An 18,414-nucleotide genomic window follows, 5' to 3' on the forward strand; every position below is an offset into this window, starting at 1 on the left:
CGGTGGTGTGGAGCGCTTGACCCTCACGTGGCGTGATGCCGCATGGTCGGGGGCGTGGAAGAGCATCTGACCGTGGGACGGGTGGCCGAGCTGGCCGGCGTGAGCGTCCGCACGCTGCACCACTACGACGAGATCGGCCTCGTGCGGCCGTCCGCGCGGACCGCCGCCGGATACCGGACCTACTCGGCGGGCGACGTGGAGCGACTGCGGGAGGTACTCGCCTACCGGCGACTGGGCTTCGGGCTGCGTGAGATCGCGGATCTGGTCGACGACCCGGCCACCGACGCGGTCGCGCACCTGTACCGGCTGCGCGGCCTGCTGATGGAGCAGCGCGACCGCGCCGCCGCCATGGTGACGGCCATCGACAGGGAACTGGAGGCACGGGCCATGGGGATCAGGACGACACCCGAGGAGCAACTGCGGATGGTCGGCGCCCAGTTGTACGAGACGATCGGGTCCGCCTACCCGGCGACACGACGCACCGAGCCGCGGATCGCCGCGCAGGTCTGGGACGCGCTCGGGGACGCGCGGACGGTACTGAACGTCGGTGCCGGCACCGGCTCCTACGAACCGCCGGACCGCGACGTGACCGCCGTGGAGCCGTCGGCGGTCATGCGGGCGCAGCGTCCCGCGGGCGCGGCGCCGTGCGTGGCCGCCGCCGCGGAGAACCTTCCGTTCGCGGACGGTGCCTTCGACGCCGCGATGGCCTTCAGCACCGTTCATCACTGGCACGACCCGATCGCCGGGCTGCGTGAGATGCGCCGCGTGGCCCGCCGCGTGGTGGTGTTCACGCACGACGCCGGTGACACCGGCTGGCGTCACCGGTTCTGGCTGACCCGCGACTACCTGCCCGACGTCGCCGGCCTCGTCGCCGACCGGCCGTCGGTCGACCGGCTGGCTCACGCGATCGGGGCCCGCATGGAGCCGGTGCTCATCCCGTGGGACTGCGCCGACGGCTTCTTCGAGGCCTACTGGCGCCGGCCCGAGGCGTACCTGGAGGAACAGGTACGCCGCGCGGTGTCGGTGTGGACCAGGGTCGGGCCGGAGGCCGAGCGGCGGGCCGTGCGCGGACTCCGCGACGACCTGGCCTCGGGCCGGTGAGCCGAACGCAACCGCGACCTCGTCGCCCTCGACTCGGCGGAGCTCGGCCTGCGCCTGCTCGTGGCCTGAGCCTCCCGCCGTGCACCGGCGGCCGTGCCCGTGCGGCTGCAGCCGTCCTCCCTCGGCCCCGCCACGCCCGGGGGAAGGCGCAGGCTCACCGTGGCGGTGCGCCCGGTCCGTCGACCAGCAGCTCCCGCGCCCGGTCGGCGGCCTCACCGAACGGGTCGGGGAAGACGCCCAGCCCGTGCGCGACCAGCGCCCCCTCGTGCAGCAGCATCAGCGCTCGCGCCAGCCGGTCCGCGCCGGACTCGTCGACCTCCCGGGCGAGGCGGGTGAACAGGTCGAGCATCCACCGCTTCTGCCCGGTGATGACCGCGTACGCCGGATGGGCCGGGTCGCCGATCTCCGCATGGGCGTTGATCATGCTGCACCCCCGGGGGCCGTGTTCCGCCGCCCACGCTCGCGACGCCTCGAAGACGGCCAGGACCCGGGCGGCCGGCCCCTGCCCCGCGACCGCGTCCAGATGGCCGCCGAGGAGTTCCCGCCAGCGCTCGTCGCGTCCGGCCAGGTACTCCACGACGATCTGCTCCTTCGAGCCGAACCGGTCGTACAGCGTCTTCTTGGTCACCCCGGCCTCGGCGGCGATGAGGTCCACGCCCACGGCATGGATGCCGCGCGCGTAGAACAGCCGCTCCGCGGCTTCCACCACGCGGCGCGCCCCGGGCGTCATGCGGACGCGGCGCGGCGTCTCCATGGTCTCCATGGGTCACAAGTATACCGCTCTGTATAGTGGGCACCCGAGACCAGTAAACCGATCTGTATACCTTTCTCGTCCACGGGATGTGATCCACGTGAACGCCCTGCTCTCGGCCGCCTTCGTACTGAGCTGGAGCTCCGGTTTCATCGGCGCCAGACTCGGCGCGGGAACCGCGGACGCCGCCACGCTCCTGATGTGGCGTTTCCTGCCGCTCGCGCTGGTCCTCACCGCCGTCGCCCCCGTCTCGCGGGCGGCATGGCGAGGGCTGAGGCTCCGGGACGCCGGCCGGCAGATCGCCGTCGGCGCGTTGTCGCAGAGCGGGTATCTGCTCAGCGTCTACTACGCCATCCAGCTCGGTGTCTCCAGCGGCACCACCGCGCTGATCGACGGCGTACAGCCCCTCGTCGCCGGCGCGCTCGCCGGGCCCCTGCTGCGGCAGTACGTCTCGCGCCGGCAGTGGGCCGGGCTGTGGCTGGGGCTGGCCGGGGTCGCCACGGTCACCCTGGCCGACGCGGCGGCGACGGGCACCGACGTCGCCTGGTGGGCGTACTTCGTGCCCTTCCTCGGCATGCTGTCACTGGTGGCGGCCACCTTCCTGGAGGGCCGCTCACGCGTGCCGGTCGCGCCCCGGACGGCGCTGACGCTCCACTGTGTGACCAGTGCCGTCCTCTTCTCCGGGCTGGCGGTCGGCACCGGGGTGGCGGTTCCGCCGGCCGACTCCTCGTTCTGGGTGGCGACCGCCTGGCTCGTCGTGCTGCCCACGTTCGGCGGGTACGGGCTGTACTGGCTGATCCTGCGCCGGTCCGGCATCACCGCGGTCAACACCCTCATGTTCCTCATGGCCCCGGTCACGGCGGTGTGGGGTGCCCTGATGTTCGGTGAGCCCTTCGGTGTGCAGACCGCCCTCGGCCTGGCCGTCGGCCTCGCGGCCGTGGTCGTCGTCCGCCGCGGAGGTGGCGCGCCCCCGGCGCGTCCCACTCGGTCCGCCGCGGACCACGCGGTCGAGTCCTGCGCCGAGAGGCGCTGACCTCCGACGGCGTCGGCGCCGACCACCGCGGTCAGCCGCCCTCGGGCGCGTCCACGACGGCACCGTTCTCGTCGATCATGTGGGTGCGCCAGTACACGTCCCACTTGTCGTCGACCTGCTGCGGAACCTTGCCCTCGGGGTAGCGCGTGTAGCCCTGAGGAGGCTGCTCGCCGTCCGGGACGCACCCGGAGCCGGTGCCTCCGATCGACGTGACCGGGTACTCGCCTCCGCTGCAGATGTCCTCCCGGTACTCCAGCGAGCATCCGGTGAGCACCAGAGCCGCGGTGGCACACCCGAGAGCGGCGGCAGCCGTGACGCGGGCAACGCCGCGCCGCGCACGGTCGGCAGGTCGGCGGTTCCTGCTGGTCTTGCGCACAGGGTCTCCTAGCGTCGGTGGGCAGGTCCCCTACCTTCGCCGACGCCCGGCGGTGGGTCCTGAGTACGAGTACTCAGCGGACGCACTCACCGGTACTCACTCGCCGGTACGCCCTACAGTCCTGGGCCGTTGTAGGCGCCGCGGTGGGGCTTCGTGGTGGCGGAGACGGGGTTGCCCCAGTAGTCGCGACCGCCGTTGTCCGTCACCACCGCGCCGTTGCCGAGCGCGGGTGAGGAGGCCTTCAGCTTGTATCCGTCCACGGAGTGGATCGTGTCGCCACCCGTCCCGGGGTTCAGGAACCCGGGGTCGCCGGCGATGCCGTTGGCGGTCGGCCGGGGCACGCCCTGGAAGACGTTCCACTTCCAGGAGATTCCGGTGCCGGTGGGCAGCCGGGAGTCGCTCGTGCCCACCCAGATGTTGTTCTCGAGCACGCTCTCGTCGGGGAGCGTGATGTCGAACTTCTTGTCCGTGCAGTACATGACGTTGTTGTACATGTGCAGCGCGGACCGGCCGCTGCCGCCGCTGCTCATGCGGCAGTCGTTCTCGGAGATGTTGTAACGGATGATCTCCTTCGCGCCGCCGACGGTGCCACAGCCGTCGCAGTCGAGGAAGAAGCCCCCGATGTTGTCCCGGCTGAAGTTGTACTGGATGGTGCAGTAACCGGTGTTGCCCCAGTCGCAGTCGAAGGCCTGGCTGTCGGCGACCGACATCTTCGTGATGCCGTGGACGGCGTTCTTCTGGATCGTGGGGTTGTGGGCACCGAGCACCCAGATGCCGGCGAAGTTCCCGCCGGAGAAGGGGTATGCGCCGTTTCCGGTGCCGGAGGCCACGTTGTACTGGATCAGAGGTGCGTCGGCGTAGCTTCCGATGATGGCGTCACCGCCGACGTCACGCACGGTGTTGTGCTCGATCAGCACGCCGGACCCCTTGGTGGCCATCGAGCCGACGCGGATCTTGATCCCGCCGCCGCCGGTGTTGCTCACCTGGTTGTGGTGGACGTGGACGTCGTCGAGGGTCGAGCCCGCTCCGGTCGCCCCGGTGACGATGCCCGCGGACTGGACGTAGTCCTCGGTGGTCGAGCCGCTCTTGTTCGTCTGCCCCGCCACACGGTCGATGACCAGGTTGCCGATGTCGAACCCACGGTGGGACCTGCCGTCGGTCGCGGAGATGCGCACGCCCGTCCGGCGTGCCAGTGACCCCGCCGGGTTCGTCACCTTGAGGTTGCGGATCGTCCAGTGGTCCTGGTCGGTCAGCCTCAGCGCGTCCGCCGCGCCGTTGCCGTCGATGATGGGCAAGGTGCCGGTGCCGTAGCTGGTCACGGTGATGGGGGCGGCGGCCGTGCCACTGCCTGCCGGGGCGAGCGTGCCGGTGCAGGTGGTCCCGGCCGCGAAGGCCAGGGTGTCGCCCGGCCCGTACGTCTTCGCGTTCGCCTGGCTGATGCTGTTGAAGGGGCTGCTCTGGCTGCCGGTGCCGGCCTGCGACACCGAACAGTCGACGTAGCTGGTCGTTCCGGCGGCCGCCGCCGGTACGGCCGGCAGGGCGACCACGCTTGCGCCGGCGAGTGTCGCGGCGAGGAGTGCGCCGTTCAGCGCCTGCCGCCTGCCACCGGTGACTTTGACCCTCATGGGTGCGCCTCTCTGCTGGAGTCCGCCAGAAGCTAGGGCCGTACATGGACCGAGTCAATGGCTTTGTATCGTTCGATCAAATATCGATCGAATCCCTCGGGGATCGTCTGGGGATCGCAGAGACAGCCGGAACACTCTCGGACATCGGCTCCCGGCGGGGGAGCCGGAGGCGGAGAATTGATCAGATGACCTGTGCGTGATCGGATAAGGTCTCCGGGGAGACACCGGATCCGATCACCAGGAGGAGTGTCGATGGCTGCTTCGGCCGAACGACGTCGCTCTCGCATCCTCGACGTCGTGCGCGAGACCGGCTCCATCCGGATCGTGGAACTCGCCGAACGCCTCGGCATCCCGGCAGTCACCGTCCGGCGCGATGTCGCCACGCTCGCCGACGAGGGCAAGGTGGAGCGGACCCACGGCTCGGTGGCCCTCCCCGTCGGCACCTCCGGTGGGCAGGCCGCGGGGCACGGGCGGGTGATCGGCATGCTGGTGCCGACCGTCGGCCAGTACTTCGACGAAGTGATCGCCGGGGCCAGTGCCGCGGCGACCGCGGCGGGGGCCCGGCTGGTCCTGGGCATCGCACCGTACGGGGCCGGCAGTGACCGCGCCCAGGTGGAACGGCTGCTGGAGTCGGACGTCGACGGGCTGCTGCTCACGCCCGGCTGGACCCCCGACGGAGGGCTGGAGGGCGGCGACTGGCTGGGCGAACTGCCCGTCCCCGCCGTCCTGGTGGAACGCCGGGCGGCACCGCTGAGCCCGGCGGCGCAGTTGGACGCGGTCTGCTCCAATCACCGCCACGGGGTGCTGCTGGCACTGCGCCGCTTCGTCGAGCTCGGGCACGACTCGGTCCTGCTCGCCGCCCGCGCCGACACCCGAACCGCCTGCGAGGTGCGCGCCGGCTATGCCGAGGCCGTGGCACAGCTCGGACTGCCGACGCTGCCCGTGGTCGACGTGTCCAGCCCCGAGAGTTCCCGTTCGCCCGGCGACGACGCGGACCTGGCCGCCCGGATCGCCGAGGCCGCCCGCTCCGGCGTGCGGGCCGTGCTCGTGCACAACGACCAGGACGCCCTGCAACTGCCGTCGTTGCTGCGCACGCACGGGCTGACGGTGCCGGAGGACGTGGCGATGATCGCCTACGACGACGTGTACGCATCGCTGTCCGAGCCGCCGCTGACGGCGGTGGCTCCGCCGAAGAGGGCGGTCGGCTCCGGCGCGTTGGACCTGCTGCTGCGGCGACTCGACGCGGGCGGCGCGCTGCCCGTGCACCAGATCGAGCTGCTGCCCACGCTCAAGCTGCGCAAGTCGTGCGGAGGGCCGGCGTAGCCAGCCGACGACGGCCGGGAACCGGGGGCCCGGTTCCCGGCCGTCCGCGTCGGTCCGGGAGCGGCCTTGCCTCCTGGTTCCGATCGAATAATCAATCGGTCACACCGACTCACCCCCGGCCGCCCTGCACCCCGTCCCCGCTGGGATCGGAGCACACTGGCGGGCAGGGCGAGCCCGAGGATCCCCGGTCTCCGCGCGTTGCCGACTGATCAATCAGGTCATTTGATCGAAAGGTATTGACTTCGATCGCAGCGCATCTCAGGATGGCGCTCACCTCAGCGTGACCTCGCAGCGCCTGGCCGGACGCCGGTGCTCGTGACCTCTCCAAGGAGCCGCGCCATGCCTTCCTCTTCGCTTCCCCGCCGCAGAACGTACGGTTCGGGCCTCGTCGCGGCCGCGACCGCGCTGTGCCTCACCACCCTCTCCGCCTGCGGTTCGGGCGACGACACCGACACCTCCGCCGGTAAGGGGCCCGTCACCATCACCTTCTGGGGCTGGGCCAAGGGAACGCAGGAAGTCGTGGACGCCTTCAACTCCTCCCAGCAGGAGGTCCGCGTGAACTTCCAGGAGATACCGTCCGGCAACGCGGGCGGCTACGCCAAGATCTCCAACGCCGTGAAGGCGGGCAACGCCCCCGACGTCTTCAACGTCGAGTACCCGCAGCTGCCGGACTTCGTCAGCCGCGGCGCGGTCCAGGACATCGGTGAGCACGTCTCCGACGGCCTCAAGTCCAAGTACCTGCCGCAGGCCATGCAGATGACCACCCTGGGCGGCACCACCTGGGCCCTTCCGCTGGACGTGGCGCCGCAGACCTTCTACTACCGCAAGGACGTCTTCGAGAAGGCGGGGATCACGGCCCCGCCGAAGACCTGGGACGAGTTCCGGGCGGACGCGGAGAAGATCAAGAAGGCCGTTCCCGACACGCGGATCGCCACGTTCTTCCCCGACGACCCGAGCACCTTCGAGGCCATGGCCTGGCAGGCCGGCGCGCAGTGGTTCAAGGCGGAGACGGAGTCCTGGAAGGTCGGCTTCCAGGACGCGGCCACCAACAAGACCGCCGCCTACTGGCAGAAGATGATCGACGACGACCTGGTGCAGGTCGCCCCGTCCTTCTCCCAGCAGTGGACGGCCTCCCTGCAGAAGAACCAGACCGTCGGCTACCTGGGCGCGAGCTGGGGCGCGGGCGTGCTGGGCAGCACGCTTCCCGACCAGAGCGGCAAGTGGGCCGCCGCACCGATGCCCACGTTCGACGGGGCGCCGGCGAGCGGCATGCTCGGCGGCACCACGTTCGCCGTGTCCAAGGACAGCGAGAAGGCCGAGGCGGCGGTGAAGTTCGCGGAGTGGGCGACCACCACCGAGGACGGCATCAAGGCACGCATCTCCACCGGCACGTCCTCCGCCTACCCGGCCGCGCCGGCTCTCGTGCCGATCGCCCAGGGCACCTTCAAGAGCACCCTCTTCGGCGACCAGGACCTGTACGGCATGTTCCAGGACGGCGCGAACTCCATCCGGGCCGACTGGGCATGGGGCCCGGTCATGGGCACCACCAACAACTCCCTCAAGGACTCCTTCGCCAAGGTCGACGACGGCAGCGACATCATGACCGCCGTGCGGGGCGCCGAGACGGCCACGAAGAAGGAGCTGGACAACCGCGGGATCAAGGTGACGGGCTGATGGTCGCCCCCGCGCCGCAGAAAGCCGGATCTCCCGCCGCCCGCCCCGCTCCCCGGCGGCCGTGGCGGCCGGGGGCCCCGGCCCTCCTCCTGCTCCCGTTCTTCGTCCTGTTCACCGCCTGCACGCTGATCCCGATGGGGAACGCCCTCTACCTCAGCCTCTACAGCGAGAAGCGGTCCGGACTCGGCTTCGGCGGTGTGGAACGCGTCTTCAGCGGCCTCGACAACTACACCAGCGCCCTGCACGACCCGGCGTTCCGTGACGGTTTCGTCAACCTCGCCCTCTACTGCCTGCTCTACATCCCGCTGATGGTCGGCCTGTCGCTGCTGCTCGCCCTGCTGCTCGACTCGGCCCTCGCCCGTGCGAAGCGGTTCTTCCAGCTGGCCCTGTTCCTGCCGCACGCCGTGCCCGGCATCATCGCGGCCCTGATCTGGATGTACCTCTACACGCCTGGCGTGAGCCCCGTGATCGGCGCCCTCGACTCGGCCGGCCTCCAGGTCGACATCCTGGGCAGCCCCGTACCGGCCGTGGTCAACATCGCCCTGTGGGAATGGACCGGGTACAACCTGATCATCTTCTTCGCCGCGCTCCAGGCGATCCCCCGCGAGGTGCTGGAGGCGTCCGTCGTCGACGGTGCCGGCCCGCTGCGCACCGCTCTGAGCATCAAACTTCCGCTGATCCGGCCGTCGTTGGTCATGGTCGGGCTCTTCACGGTGATCGGCTCGCTGCAGCTGTTCACCGAACCGACGATCCTTCACGGCGCGGCCCCCGGCGTCGTCACCACCTGGACACCCAACATGTACGCCTACACCGCGGCCTTCGAACGCAACGACTACGGCCTGGCCGCCGCCTCCTCCGTGCTGCTCGCACTGGCGGCCGCCGCCCTCTCCTTCCTGGTCACCCGGCTCTCCGGCCGCCGCTCCACCGAGGCGAAGGGAGCCGAGGCATGAGCACCGTCGCACCCGTGAGACCCCGGCAACGCCGAGGCCCCGCCACTCCCCCGCCGCTGGACACCAGGCGGCGCCACTGGTCGATGTCGAAAGCCGCCGTGAACGGCGTGCTCGTGCTGGCCACGCTCTACATGCTCCTCCCGCTGCTGTGGCTGCTGACGGCCGCGGCGAAGAACACCGGCGACCTGCTCGGCGGGCGTACCCTCTCGCCCGAGCGCTGGCACCTGGGCCAGAACCTCGCCGACCTGGCGTCCACCGGCGACGGGGTCTACTTCCGCTGGTACCTCAACTCGCTGCTGTACGCCGGGGTCGGCGCCGCCCTGTGCGCCCTCGTCTGTGTGGCCGCCGGCTACGCGTTCCACGTGTACCGATTCCCCGCCAAGGAGAAGCTGTTCGGTCTCGTCCTGCTGGGCGTGCTCGTGCCGACGACGGCGCTCGCGCTGCCGATGTATCTGCTCGCCTCCAAGGTGGGGATCGTCAACAGCTTCTGGGCCGTCTTCCTGCCGTCGCTGGTCAACCCGTTCGGCGTGTACCTCGCCCGGGTGTTCTGCGCCGGATACGTGCCCGGGGAGGTCCTGGAGGCGTCCCGGATGGACGGCGCCGGGGAGCTGCGCACCTTCTGGTCGATCGGGCTGCGGATGGTCATGCCCGGCTTCGTCACGATCTTCCTGTTCCAGTTCACCGCGATCTGGAACAATTTCTTCCTGCCGCTGGTGATGCTCTCGGACACCAAGCTCTTCCCGGTGAGCCTCGGGCTCTACTCGTGGAACACCCAGACGCGCTCGTTCCCCGAGTACTACCCGCTGGTGGTGACCGGCTCGCTGCTCGCGGTCGTCCCCCTGGTCGTCGCCTTCGTCGGGCTGCAGCGGTTCTGGAAGGCGGGTATGACGGCCGGAGCCGTCAAGTAGGGCCCTCCGTGTCCGCGACCGTCCTCCGCCCACGCCACACGTCACCCGGGAGAATCCCGTGCACAACCCCGCTTCCGTCACCGGTGCCGCCCTGGTTCCGGTACCGGTGCCCGGCCGCCGGCCCCGGGCCCTGCTCGCCATGCACACCGAGCTGGCGCCCAAGCTGATCGACGCCCCGACGATGCGCCGGCTGACCGAGCTCTGCGATCTCGACCCGGCGCTGGTCGCCGACGACTTCGGCGCACCGGCGGTCTCGGCGGCCCTGAGCGAGGCCGAGGTCCTCATCAGTTGCTGGGGCTGCCCGCCGCTGACGGAGGAAGTCCTCGCCCGGGCGCCCCGGTTGCGGGTGGTCATCCACGCCGCGGGGTCCGTCAAGCACCACATCACCGACGCCTGCTGGCGCCGGGGCATCGCCGTCACCTCGGCGGCCTCGGCCAACGCCGTGCCGGTCGCGGAGTACACCGTCGCCTTCGTCCTCCTTGCGGGCAAGGACCTGCTGCGCATGCGGGACGACTACCGTCGCCGGCGCGCCGACCACGACTGGCAGACGGCCTACGAGGGAGCCGGCAATTACCGCCGGACCGTGGGCGTCGTGGGGGCCTCCCGGATCGGCCGTCGTGTCCTGGAACTCCTGCGGCACCACGATCTGGAACTGCTGCTGCACGACCCGTATCTGCTGCCGGGCGAGGCGGAACGGCTGGGCGCGAGGGCCGTCGGGCTCGACGAACTCTGCGTCAGGAGCGACGTGGTGAGCGTGCACGCGCCCGAACTGCCCGCCACACACCACCTCATGAGCCGCGAGCGGCTGGCGTCGATGCGTACCGGTGCGACACTGATCAACACGTCCCGGGGCTCGCTGGTCGACCAGGAGGCACTGACCGAGGAGCTGGTGTCCGGGCGGCTCGACGCCGTGCTCGACGTCACCGTCCCGGAGGTTCTGCCGCCCGACTCCCCGCTCTACGACCTGCCCAACGTGGTCCTGACCCCGCACGTCGCCGGTTCCCTGGGAACCGAGCTCCACCGCATGGCGGCGGCAGCGGCCGACGAGCTGGAGAGATATGTGAACGGCCGGCCCTTCGCGCACCCGGTGTCCGCCGAGGAGTGGGAACGCTCGGCCTGAACCGCCGTGGCTCCGGCGACCGGATCACCGACGAGGCCGCCTCCCGACTCGCCCCCAGCCGGGGAGGAGCGGGTGACTGCCCCGAACAGAGGGCGGCGGCGGTCCGTTGCTGCGCGTGGTCGGCCTGGCAGGTGCTCGTGAACTCACGGTTCAGGCAGCTGGACTGGAAGCCGTTCCGCAGTTCGCGCAGGCACCGGCACCAAGCGCCTTCGAGCCCGGCCGCACCCTCACCGTCCACACGGCCGAACCCGGCTCCCCCTCCGAGGAACGGCTGCGTCTGCTCGCCTCCCTGGCCGCCACGCAGGAGGCCGGCACCGCCACGGAACCGTCTCGCTGAGGGGGCCGCCGCTCAGCCCGCCAGGCGCGCCATCCATGCCTCGATCTCATCGGCGTCGCGGGGCAGGCCCGCCGACAGGTTCTCGTGGCCGTCGTCGGTGACGACGAGGTCGTCCTCGATCCGGACGCCGATGCCCCGCCACTCCTCGGGCACGGTCAGGTCGTCGGCCTGGAAGTACAGGCCCGGTTCGACGGTCAGGCACATGCCCGGCTCCAGTACGCCGTCGACGTAGTCCTCCGTGCGGGCCCGCGCGCAGTCGTGGACGTCCAGGCCCAGCATGTGACCGGTGCCGGCCATGGTGAAGCGGCGCTGCAGGCCCAGTTCGTACGCCCGGTCGACGGGCCCTTCGATGAAGCCCCATTCGACGAGCCGCGCCGTCAGGTGGCGCTGGGCCGCCTCGTGGAAGTCGCGGTACGGTGCGCCCGGTTTGACCGTCGCCATGCCGGCCTCCTGGGCCTCGTACACCGCGTCGTAGATCTCGCGCTGCAGGGGCGTGAAGGTGCCGCTGATCGGCAGGGTGCGGGTGACGTCGGCGGTGTAGAGGGAGTGCGTCTCCACGCCGGCGTCGAGCAGCAGCAGGTCTCCCGGGCGCACCGGGCCGTCGTTGTCCGTCCAGTGCATGATCGTGGCGTGTTCGCCGGCTGCGCAGATCGAGCCGTAGCCCACCGCGTTGCCCTCCAGGCGCGCCCGGCGGAAGAAGGTGCCCTCGATCCAGCGCTCCGACGACGCGATCGCCCGGGACAGCTCCCCCACGACGTCGGTGAAGCCGCGCACGGTGGAGTCCACCGCCTTGCGCAGTTCCCCGAGTTCCCAGGCGTCCTTGACGAGACGGAGATCGCTGAGCGCGTCCTCCAGTTCGGCGTCGCGCTCGGCGTCCGTGGTGACGGCGGCCTCGAGGGCGGGGTCGATCCCGCGGACGATCCGGGTCCGCGTGCCGGAGGCGGCGGCCAGGTCGGCGACGGCGCCGCGGACGTCGCGGCACGGCAGGCCGAGCACGCGCTCCGATTCGGCGAGTGAGCGGCGCCGGCCCGTCCACAGTTCGGCGTGGGCGCCGGTCCAGAACTCGTCGTCGTCCCTGCTGTCGCGCGGCAGCTGGTAGCAGTAGGCGTCGTGGCCGCCGTCCGCGCGGGGTTCGAGGACGAGTGCGCCGTCCCGGACCTGGTCGCCGGTCATGTGCACGTAGCCCGTGTACGGCCGGAAGGGGTAGGTGTCGTCGTTGGAGCGGACCTTGAGGTTGCCCGAGGGGATCACGAGGCGTTCGCCGGGGAACCGTGCGGAGAGCGCGGCGCGGCGGCGGGCCGCGTGGGGGGCCTGTTCGGCGGGCTGGAGGTCGTGTCGTTCCGTGTCCGCCCAGCCCGTCCGCATCAGAGCGGACAGCTCCTCGGAGATCCGCGGGTAGAGGCTGTTCTTACGACGGTTCGCCACGTCATGCACCTTCCGTTGGGCATCCCTGGGGTTTCACCCCCGCCGCCGGTCCGGGGCGGCATCCGGACGGTACCGCCTCGCGAGGGGTCTCGGTGCCCGAGCGTGCCAGTGGCACTGATCGGACAGTGGACCGGCCGGAGCAGGGATAATCGCCCCATGGAGAACGGGAGACTCGGCGATGCCCTCCGGATGCTGGGGCTCGGTGACACGACGTGCCGGGTCTACCTGGCCCTGCTGGAGTTGGCCCCCGCTCCGCTGGACGCGATCGGCGCGGCGGCCGGGCTGGGCGGGGCCGACCTCGCCGCGGCGTACGGCGAACTGGTGGACGCCGGTCTGGCCAGTGCCGCGGCCGGGGACGGGGACGTGGTGGCCCCGGTGCCGCCCGCGGCGGGCCTGGAGATCCTGGCCCGGCACCGGGCGGCCGAGCTCGAGGAGTCCCGCATCGCGGTCGGAGGGGCGTTCGAGTCGTTTCGGCGCCGGCGGCTCGCCGCCTACAACGACGATCTGGTCGAGGTCGTCACCGGGGAAGCCGTCGGGCCGAGGATGCGCCATGCGTGGGCCAGTGCCCGCGAGCAGATCCGGCAGTTCGAGTCCCCTCCGTACGCGCCGCTGGCCAGTGCGACCGAGGACGCCCTGGCGACGCTGGCCCGCGGGGTGAGGCAGCGCGTCGTCTACTCGCGGGAGTCACTGGAGCACCCCGGCCATCTGAGGGACGTCATCGAACCCTGCATCGAGGCGGGCGAGCAGGCCAGGGTGCTGCCGTCGGTGCCGGTGAAACTCCTGATCATCGATGAGGCGTACGCGCTGGTGTCGTTGTCGATCCAGGAGGCGGACGTGCACAACACCATGCTGGTGGTGCAGCCGTGCGGCCTGCTGTCCGCGCTGACGGCCCTGTTCGAGCAGGCCTGGCAGAACGCCCTGCCCATCCACGGCCGCACCGCCCGCCCCGCCGGGCTCCCGCCCGCCGACCGTCGCCTGCTGCGTCTGCTGGCCGGCGGTGCGACGGACGAGGTCATCGCCCGTGAACTGGGCGTCAGCCGCCGTACGCTGTTCCGCCGCCTCCAGGTCCTCATGACCCGGCTCGGCGCCGGGAACCGCTTCCAGCTGGCGCTGCAGGCGCAGCGCTCGGGCTGGCTGTGACCGGGGCCCGGGCACGGCGTGTCCGGTGCACGACGAGCCACCCGGCCGCCGCTCCGACCGCGTACCAGAGCAGGTCCGGTGCGTTGAAGGTGGAACCGAGGACGAGGCGGGCCGCGGTGTTCCGCCGGGAGAGCGCCGCCGGCAGGTCGGTGAGCTGGAGGAACTCGACGCCCCAGCTCGCGGCCAGGGCGACTGCGGCGGCTTTCCACGGCGTCGTCCGCGGCGCCACGAGGACGACCAGGGCGAAGAGCAGAAGCGTGTAGAGGGCGTCGCCTCCGTACTTGGCCACCTCTCCCTCCGACACCGCCCTGAGGCCGGTTCCCGCGCCGACGATCACCGAGGCGGCCACCCCCGCGGCGAGCCGGATGCGCAGCGGGTCGCCCTCGACGGGGGCGCGGGTGCGGGGAGTTCGGGTCATGCGGTCATTCTGCTGGATGCCCGACGCCCTCTGGCGTACGCGCGTAGACCTCGGGCACCATCGTCGTGCTCCGCATGCTCAACCATCCCACAGGCAGCATGACGCACTGCATGGAGGTTCTTCGATGAAGGCTCCGAGAGGCACCCGCATCCGCTCCGTCGTCACGGCTCTCGCCCTGGTGGCCGCACCCGGCGCCGTCGTCGTCGGCAGCGCCGGTGACGCGTTCGCGGTGACCAAGATCAGTCACGCCACGGCGACGTCGATGTTCCGCGAGGTCGGGATCACCTGGTCGTCCTCCGGCAACTGCTCCAACCGCAACGTCTCGACCTGCACGTCCTTCGATCAGCTCAACCTGGCCACCGCGCAGGGCGCCCAGACCCTCAAGCGGGCCAGCGGATGCGCGCTGAACATCACGGGCGGCACGGAGACCGGACACGCCTCCGGCACCTACTCGCACTGGAACGGCTACAAGCTGGACTTCAGCAAGTACACCTGCCTCGGCAGCTACATCAAGAACAGCTTCACCTACATCGGCCTGCGCGGCGACGGCGCTCCGCAGTGGCGGTCCGGCTCCGGCAACGTCTACGCCGACGAGGGCAACCACTGGGACGTCACGTACTACAACTGCGGCGGCTGCTGAGCCCTTCCGCCGAGGTCGGGACACGCGCCCACCAGCGCGTGTCCCCCACGCCGTTCAGGCGGTGGCCTCGTCGAGGATCTCCAGCACGTGCCGGTAGGGGCGGCCGGTGGCGCGGGTCATGCCCATCTCGCAGGTGCGGTTGCAGGAGGCGTAGGCGTCGTAGGTGCGCTCGGTGATCTCGGCGGCCTGGGCCGCGGTGGCGGCGGCGGTGATCTCCGGGTGCAGCAGCCCGCGGTCACCGGCGAACGCGCAACAGCCCCAGGAGTCGGGCACGGTGACCTCGTCGCCGACCGCCGCGGCCACGGTGCGCAGGGCGTCGTCGACGCCCAAGTGCACGGTGGAGCAGGTGGGGTGCAGGGCTAGGCTGCCGACCCGGCGCGGTGTGGGCAGCGCGGGGAGCAGGTGCTCGGCGGTGAAGACGACGCTGTCGACGAAGCGCAGCGACGCGAAGCGGGCGCGGTCGGACTCGTGCAGGACGCCCGGGAGTTGCTCCAGACCGTGGGTGCACGAGGAGGCGTCGCAGACCACGGGCAGCCGGCCCCGATCGCTCGCCTGCCACAGAGCCCCCAGTGTGCGGGCGGCCATCGTGCGGTGTCCCGGGCCGGGTCGCCGACGCAGCCGGCCAGCAGTTCGGCCAGGTCACGGGGGTGCCCGGCGGCGGGAGGTGGGACGGCGGTGGTGGGCACGGCTCCTCGGTGCGGCTGGTCAGCGGACGGGGGTGGCCGGATCGGTGATCCGCAGCAGGCGTGGCGGGCGGGCCGCGGGTTCGGGCAGGCGCAGCGCGGACCGTCCGGGGGTGATGCTGCCCAGGAGGGTGGCCCGGCGGGCTCCGGTGCCCGAGGGGAGGGTGCCGGGCAGGCCGTGGACGGTGAGGAAGCCGAGGATCGCGAAGGCCAGGGCCTCCTTGGCGTCGGAGGGCATCCCCAGAGCGTCGCTGGGGCGCAGCGGGACGCCGGGCAGTTCGTCGCCGAGCATGCGCATCAGGACGGGGTTGCGCAGGCCGCCGCCTGAGACGACGAGTTCGGTGACCCCGTGGTCGCGGCAGGCGTCGGCGACGGTGACGGCGGTGAGCCTGGTCAGCGTGGCGAGGACGTCGTCGGCCTCGGGTGTGGGCGCCTTCTCCAGGGCCTGCCGCAGGTAGGGCAGGTGGAAGTGTTCCTTGCCGGTGCTCTTCGGGGCGGGCCTGAGGTAGTACGGGTCGTCGAGCAGGGCGCGCAGCAGTGCGGGGCTGGTGCGGCCCGCGGCTGCCCGGCGGCCGTCCTCGTCGTAGGCGGCGGCGCCGTCCGTGAAGTGCCGTACGGCCGCGTCCAGCAGGGCGTTCGCGGGTCCGGTGTCGAAGGCGAGCGGCTCGGCGCCGGGCGCGACGACGGTGACGTTGGCGATGCCGCCGAGGTTGAGGGCCGCCGGTGTGCCGGGCAGCGCGCGCAGCAGCATGGTGTCGGTCATGCCGACCAGCGGGGCGCCCTGGCCGCCCGCGGCGACGTCCCTGCTGCGCAGGTCGGAGACGACCGGGAGTCCGGTGGCCTCGGCGATCCAGGCGGGCTGGCCGAGTTGGAGCGTGCCGCGGACGGTGCCGTCCTCGACCCAGTGGTGCATGGTCTGGCCGTGCGAGACGACCAGGTCGGCGGCGCCGTCGCACAGTTCGCCGAGGGCGCGCCCGGCGGCTTCGGCGAAGGCCTGTCCCACGCCCGTGTCCAGGGCGCAGACGGCCTGGGTGGTCGTGGTGGCCGGCGGCAGGGTGGCGGAGATCAGGTCCCGCAGCCCGGTCGGGTAGGGGACGGAGAGGTGTCCCAGGGGCCGCAGGTGGAGGGTGTCGCCGTCCAGGGTGAGGTCCGCGGCGGCGGCTTCGATGGCGTCGTAGGAGGTGCCCGACATCAGGCCGATCACGCGCACGACGCCTCCCGGCGCGTGGCGCGGCCCGTGGCCGGGGTCTGTTGTGGCTGCGGCATGGCTGCTCCAGGGATGTTCTCGGCAGGGTACGGCGCCGGGGCCTTGCCGAGGTCCCCGGCGCGGCGGCGCGTGCGTGCCGCTATTTCCGGACCGTGGCCGTCTCGATGCGGTCGGGGCCGGTGTCGTCGATGCCGTCCGTGGCCGTCGGGGCGCTGTGGAACAGGCTCATCAGGGCGCCGACGGCCAGGGTGACCAGGACGCCGATCGGGACCAGCCACTGGGCGGCGATGCCCGTCGGCACGGTGGCGCCCGCGACGGTGACGTCGATCTTCACGCCGCGCACGAGGTACGTCATCACGGCGATGGTCACGAGGAACGCCACGACGGAGTCGGTCTCGTTGGCCCGCCGGACGAGGCGGCCGAGCAGGAACGCGCCGAGCAGTGCGCCGTACGTGTAGCCGGCGATGGTGAGGCCGGTGAGGTAGACGTTGCCGGTGCTGGTGCTGAAGGCGCAGGCGAAGACGGCCATCAGCACCGCCCACACGAGGGTCATCACGCGGGCGATCCTGAGCAGGAACTCCTCGGACGGTGTGCTGCGGAAGAAGCTGTGGATGATGTCGGCGACCGTCGAGTTGGACATGGAGTTGAGCGCCGACGACAGGGAGCCCATCGCTGCCCCGAGGATGCCGGCCACGAGCAGTCCGGAGACGACCACGGGCAGCCCGTGCAGGATGAACTCCGGGTAGAGGTTGTCGGTGCTGCTCAGGCCGAGTTCCTCGAAGCCGCGGCCCTTGTTGTAGGACCACAGGAGCGCGCCGACGAGGGAGAAGGCGGCGAACTGGACGGTGACGAAGACACCCGAGGCGATCATGGCCTTCTGGCCGTCGCGCAGCGAGCGGGTGGACAGGACGCGCTGGACCATCAGCTGGTCGGAGCCGTGGCTGGCCATGGCGAAGATGGCGCCGCCGATGATGGCGGTCGGCAGGGCGAACGGGCTGGTGAGGATGTGCGCCAGGCCGAAGTCGGTGTCGAACAGCTGGAACTTGCCGGCGTGCAGGGCCTGCGCGTATCCGTCGCCGCCGACGTGGGCGGACAGGACGCCGATGGCGAGGAGGGCGCCGCCCACGTACAGGACCATCTGGATGGTGTCGGTCCAGATGACCGCCTTGATGCCGCCGAGGTAGGTGTAGAGGACGGTGACCGCGGTGACGGCGATGATGATGACGCGGTAGCTCGCGTGGACGCCGAACTCGTCGAGCAGCAGCTTGATCGGGATGGCGGAGGCGAACAGCCGCACGCCCTCGGCGAGGAGCCGGGTGAAGACGAAGGTCACCGAGGCGAGTCCCTGCAGTCTCAGCCCGAACCGGCTGCCCAGGTACTGGTAGGCGCTGACGAATCCGCCGCGCTTGTACAGGGGGATCAGCACGGCGGCCACGACGACGCGGCCGATGACGTAGCCGAGGGCGAGCTCGACGTTGCCGAAGGCCTGGCCGCTGTACGCGCCGCCGGGCACGCTGATGACGGTGAGCACGCTGGTCTCGGTGGCCACCACGGAGAAGGCCACGGTCCACCACGGCATGTGGCCTTCACCGACGAAGTAGTCCTTGGAGGTCTTCTGCCGGCCGGCCAGCCGCAGACCGATCCAGGCGATCGCCACGAGGTAGACGACGATCACCACGAGGTCGAGTTGACGCACGCTCACT

At 71.3% G+C, this 18,414-nt stretch carries 16 protein-coding genes and 2 pseudogenes; 10 read left to right on the top strand and 8 right to left on the bottom strand.

Annotation, left to right across the window (positions count from 1 at the left end):
• Nucleotides 1-42: 42 nt before the first annotated feature.
• Nucleotides 43-1,170 (top strand): annotated as a pseudogene (locus tag IEZ05_RS27505) (MerR family transcriptional regulator).
• Nucleotides 1,171-1,255: 85 nt separating this feature from the next.
• Here IEZ05_RS27505 and IEZ05_RS27510 read toward each other — a convergent pair.
• Nucleotides 1,256-1,864, bottom strand: a complete 609-nt coding sequence (locus IEZ05_RS27510; RefSeq protein WP_189232951.1) for a TetR/AcrR family transcriptional regulator — start codon at nucleotides 1,862-1,864, stop codon at nucleotides 1,256-1,258.
• An 88-nt stretch (nucleotides 1,865-1,952) separates the two neighbouring features.
• Between IEZ05_RS27510 and IEZ05_RS27515 the strand changes: the two genes are divergently transcribed.
• Nucleotides 1,953-2,885: a DMT family transporter gene (locus IEZ05_RS27515; protein ID WP_189232952.1), complete on the top strand. Its 933-nt coding sequence runs from the start codon at nucleotides 1,953-1,955 to the stop codon at nucleotides 2,883-2,885.
• 31 nt (nucleotides 2,886-2,916) lie between these two features.
• Here the strand turns inward: IEZ05_RS27515 and IEZ05_RS27520 are convergent, their stop codons facing one another.
• Together IEZ05_RS27520 and IEZ05_RS27525 are read right to left on the bottom strand one after the other, a co-directional pair.
• Nucleotides 2,917-3,261, bottom strand: coding sequence for an SCO0607 family lipoprotein (locus tag IEZ05_RS27520; RefSeq protein WP_373298857.1), 345 nt, complete (start codon nucleotides 3,259-3,261; stop codon nucleotides 2,917-2,919).
• Between the two features lie 113 nt (nucleotides 3,262-3,374).
• Nucleotides 3,375-4,886, bottom strand: a complete 1,512-nt coding sequence (locus IEZ05_RS27525) for a right-handed parallel beta-helix repeat-containing protein (RefSeq protein ID WP_189232953.1) — start codon at nucleotides 4,884-4,886, stop codon at nucleotides 3,375-3,377.
• Nucleotides 4,887-5,138: 252 nt separating this feature from the next.
• On the opposite strand from IEZ05_RS27525, the gene IEZ05_RS27530 reads away from it, so the two are divergent.
• From IEZ05_RS27530 to IEZ05_RS27555, 6 genes and pseudogenes are all read left to right on the top strand, one after another.
• Entirely contained in the window at nucleotides 5,139-6,209 is a 1,071-nt protein-coding gene (locus IEZ05_RS27530; protein ID WP_189232954.1) for a substrate-binding domain-containing protein, read from the top strand.
• 339 nt (nucleotides 6,210-6,548) lie between these two features.
• Nucleotides 6,549-7,883, top strand: coding sequence for an ABC transporter substrate-binding protein (locus IEZ05_RS27535; RefSeq protein ID WP_189232955.1), 1,335 nt, complete (start codon nucleotides 6,549-6,551; stop codon nucleotides 7,881-7,883).
• On the top strand, nucleotides 7,883-8,833 hold the full coding sequence (locus tag IEZ05_RS27540) for a carbohydrate ABC transporter permease (protein ID WP_189232956.1): 951 nt from the start codon (nucleotides 7,883-7,885) through the stop codon (nucleotides 8,831-8,833). The genes IEZ05_RS27535 and IEZ05_RS27540 overlap by 1 nt, the downstream gene beginning before the upstream one ends.
• An 83-nt stretch (nucleotides 8,834-8,916) precedes the next feature.
• Nucleotides 8,917-9,741 (top strand): carbohydrate ABC transporter permease, encoded by an 825-nt coding sequence (locus IEZ05_RS27545; RefSeq protein WP_189233008.1) that lies wholly within the window; start codon nucleotides 8,917-8,919, stop codon nucleotides 9,739-9,741.
• 139 nt (nucleotides 9,742-9,880) lie between these two features.
• Entirely contained in the window at nucleotides 9,881-10,861 is a 981-nt protein-coding gene (locus IEZ05_RS27550; RefSeq protein WP_189233009.1) for a hydroxyacid dehydrogenase, read from the top strand.
• A gap of 205 nt (nucleotides 10,862-11,066) precedes the next feature.
• Nucleotides 11,067-11,198 (top strand): annotated as a pseudogene (locus tag IEZ05_RS27555) (transcriptional regulator); the annotation flags it as partial.
• 12 nt (nucleotides 11,199-11,210) lie between these two features.
• Here IEZ05_RS27555 and IEZ05_RS27560 read toward each other — a convergent pair.
• Nucleotides 11,211-12,623 carry an aminopeptidase P family protein gene (locus tag IEZ05_RS27560; RefSeq protein WP_189232957.1) on the bottom strand — a complete coding sequence of 471 codons (1,413 nt, stop codon included), beginning with the start codon at nucleotides 12,621-12,623 and terminating at the stop codon, nucleotides 11,211-11,213.
• Nucleotides 12,624-12,779: 156 nt separating this feature from the next.
• On the opposite strand from IEZ05_RS27560, the gene IEZ05_RS27565 reads away from it, so the two are divergent.
• Nucleotides 12,780-13,763, top strand: a complete 984-nt coding sequence (locus IEZ05_RS27565) for a helix-turn-helix domain-containing protein (RefSeq protein ID WP_189232958.1) — start codon at nucleotides 12,780-12,782, stop codon at nucleotides 13,761-13,763.
• Here the strand turns inward: IEZ05_RS27565 and IEZ05_RS27570 are convergent.
• Nucleotides 13,693-14,181 (bottom strand): ribosomal maturation YjgA family protein, encoded by a 489-nt coding sequence (locus IEZ05_RS27570; RefSeq protein WP_189232959.1) that lies wholly within the window; start codon nucleotides 14,179-14,181, stop codon nucleotides 13,693-13,695. The genes IEZ05_RS27565 and IEZ05_RS27570 overlap by 71 nt on opposite strands.
• A 124-nt stretch (nucleotides 14,182-14,305) precedes the next feature.
• Here IEZ05_RS27570 and IEZ05_RS27575 point away from each other — a divergent pair, with 124 nt between their 5' ends.
• Nucleotides 14,306-14,821 carry a hypothetical protein gene (locus tag IEZ05_RS27575; protein ID WP_189232960.1) on the top strand — a complete coding sequence of 172 codons (516 nt, stop codon included), beginning with the start codon at nucleotides 14,306-14,308 and terminating at the stop codon, nucleotides 14,819-14,821.
• Between the two features lie 54 nt (nucleotides 14,822-14,875).
• Here the strand turns inward: IEZ05_RS27575 and IEZ05_RS27580 are convergent, their stop codons facing one another.
• From IEZ05_RS27580 to IEZ05_RS27590, 3 genes are all read right to left on the bottom strand, one after another.
• Complete coding sequence (locus IEZ05_RS27580; RefSeq protein ID WP_229869885.1) at nucleotides 14,876-15,406, bottom strand: (Fe-S)-binding protein; 531 nt, start codon at nucleotides 15,404-15,406, stop codon at nucleotides 14,876-14,878.
• Between the two features lie 120 nt (nucleotides 15,407-15,526).
• Nucleotides 15,527-16,714, bottom strand: coding sequence for an anhydro-N-acetylmuramic acid kinase (locus IEZ05_RS27585; protein WP_189232961.1), 1,188 nt, complete (start codon nucleotides 16,712-16,714; stop codon nucleotides 15,527-15,529).
• Nucleotides 16,715-16,850: 136 nt separating this feature from the next.
• On the bottom strand, nucleotides 16,851-18,407 hold the full coding sequence (locus IEZ05_RS27590; protein ID WP_189232962.1) for a sodium:solute symporter: 1,557 nt from the start codon (nucleotides 18,405-18,407) through the stop codon (nucleotides 16,851-16,853).
• Between the last annotated feature and the right edge of the window lie 7 nt (nucleotides 18,408-18,414).

The organism is Streptomyces flaveolus (genome assembly GCF_014648815.1).
GTDB classification, from domain to species: Bacteria; Actinomycetota; Actinomycetes; order Streptomycetales; family Streptomycetaceae; genus Streptomyces; species Streptomyces flaveolus.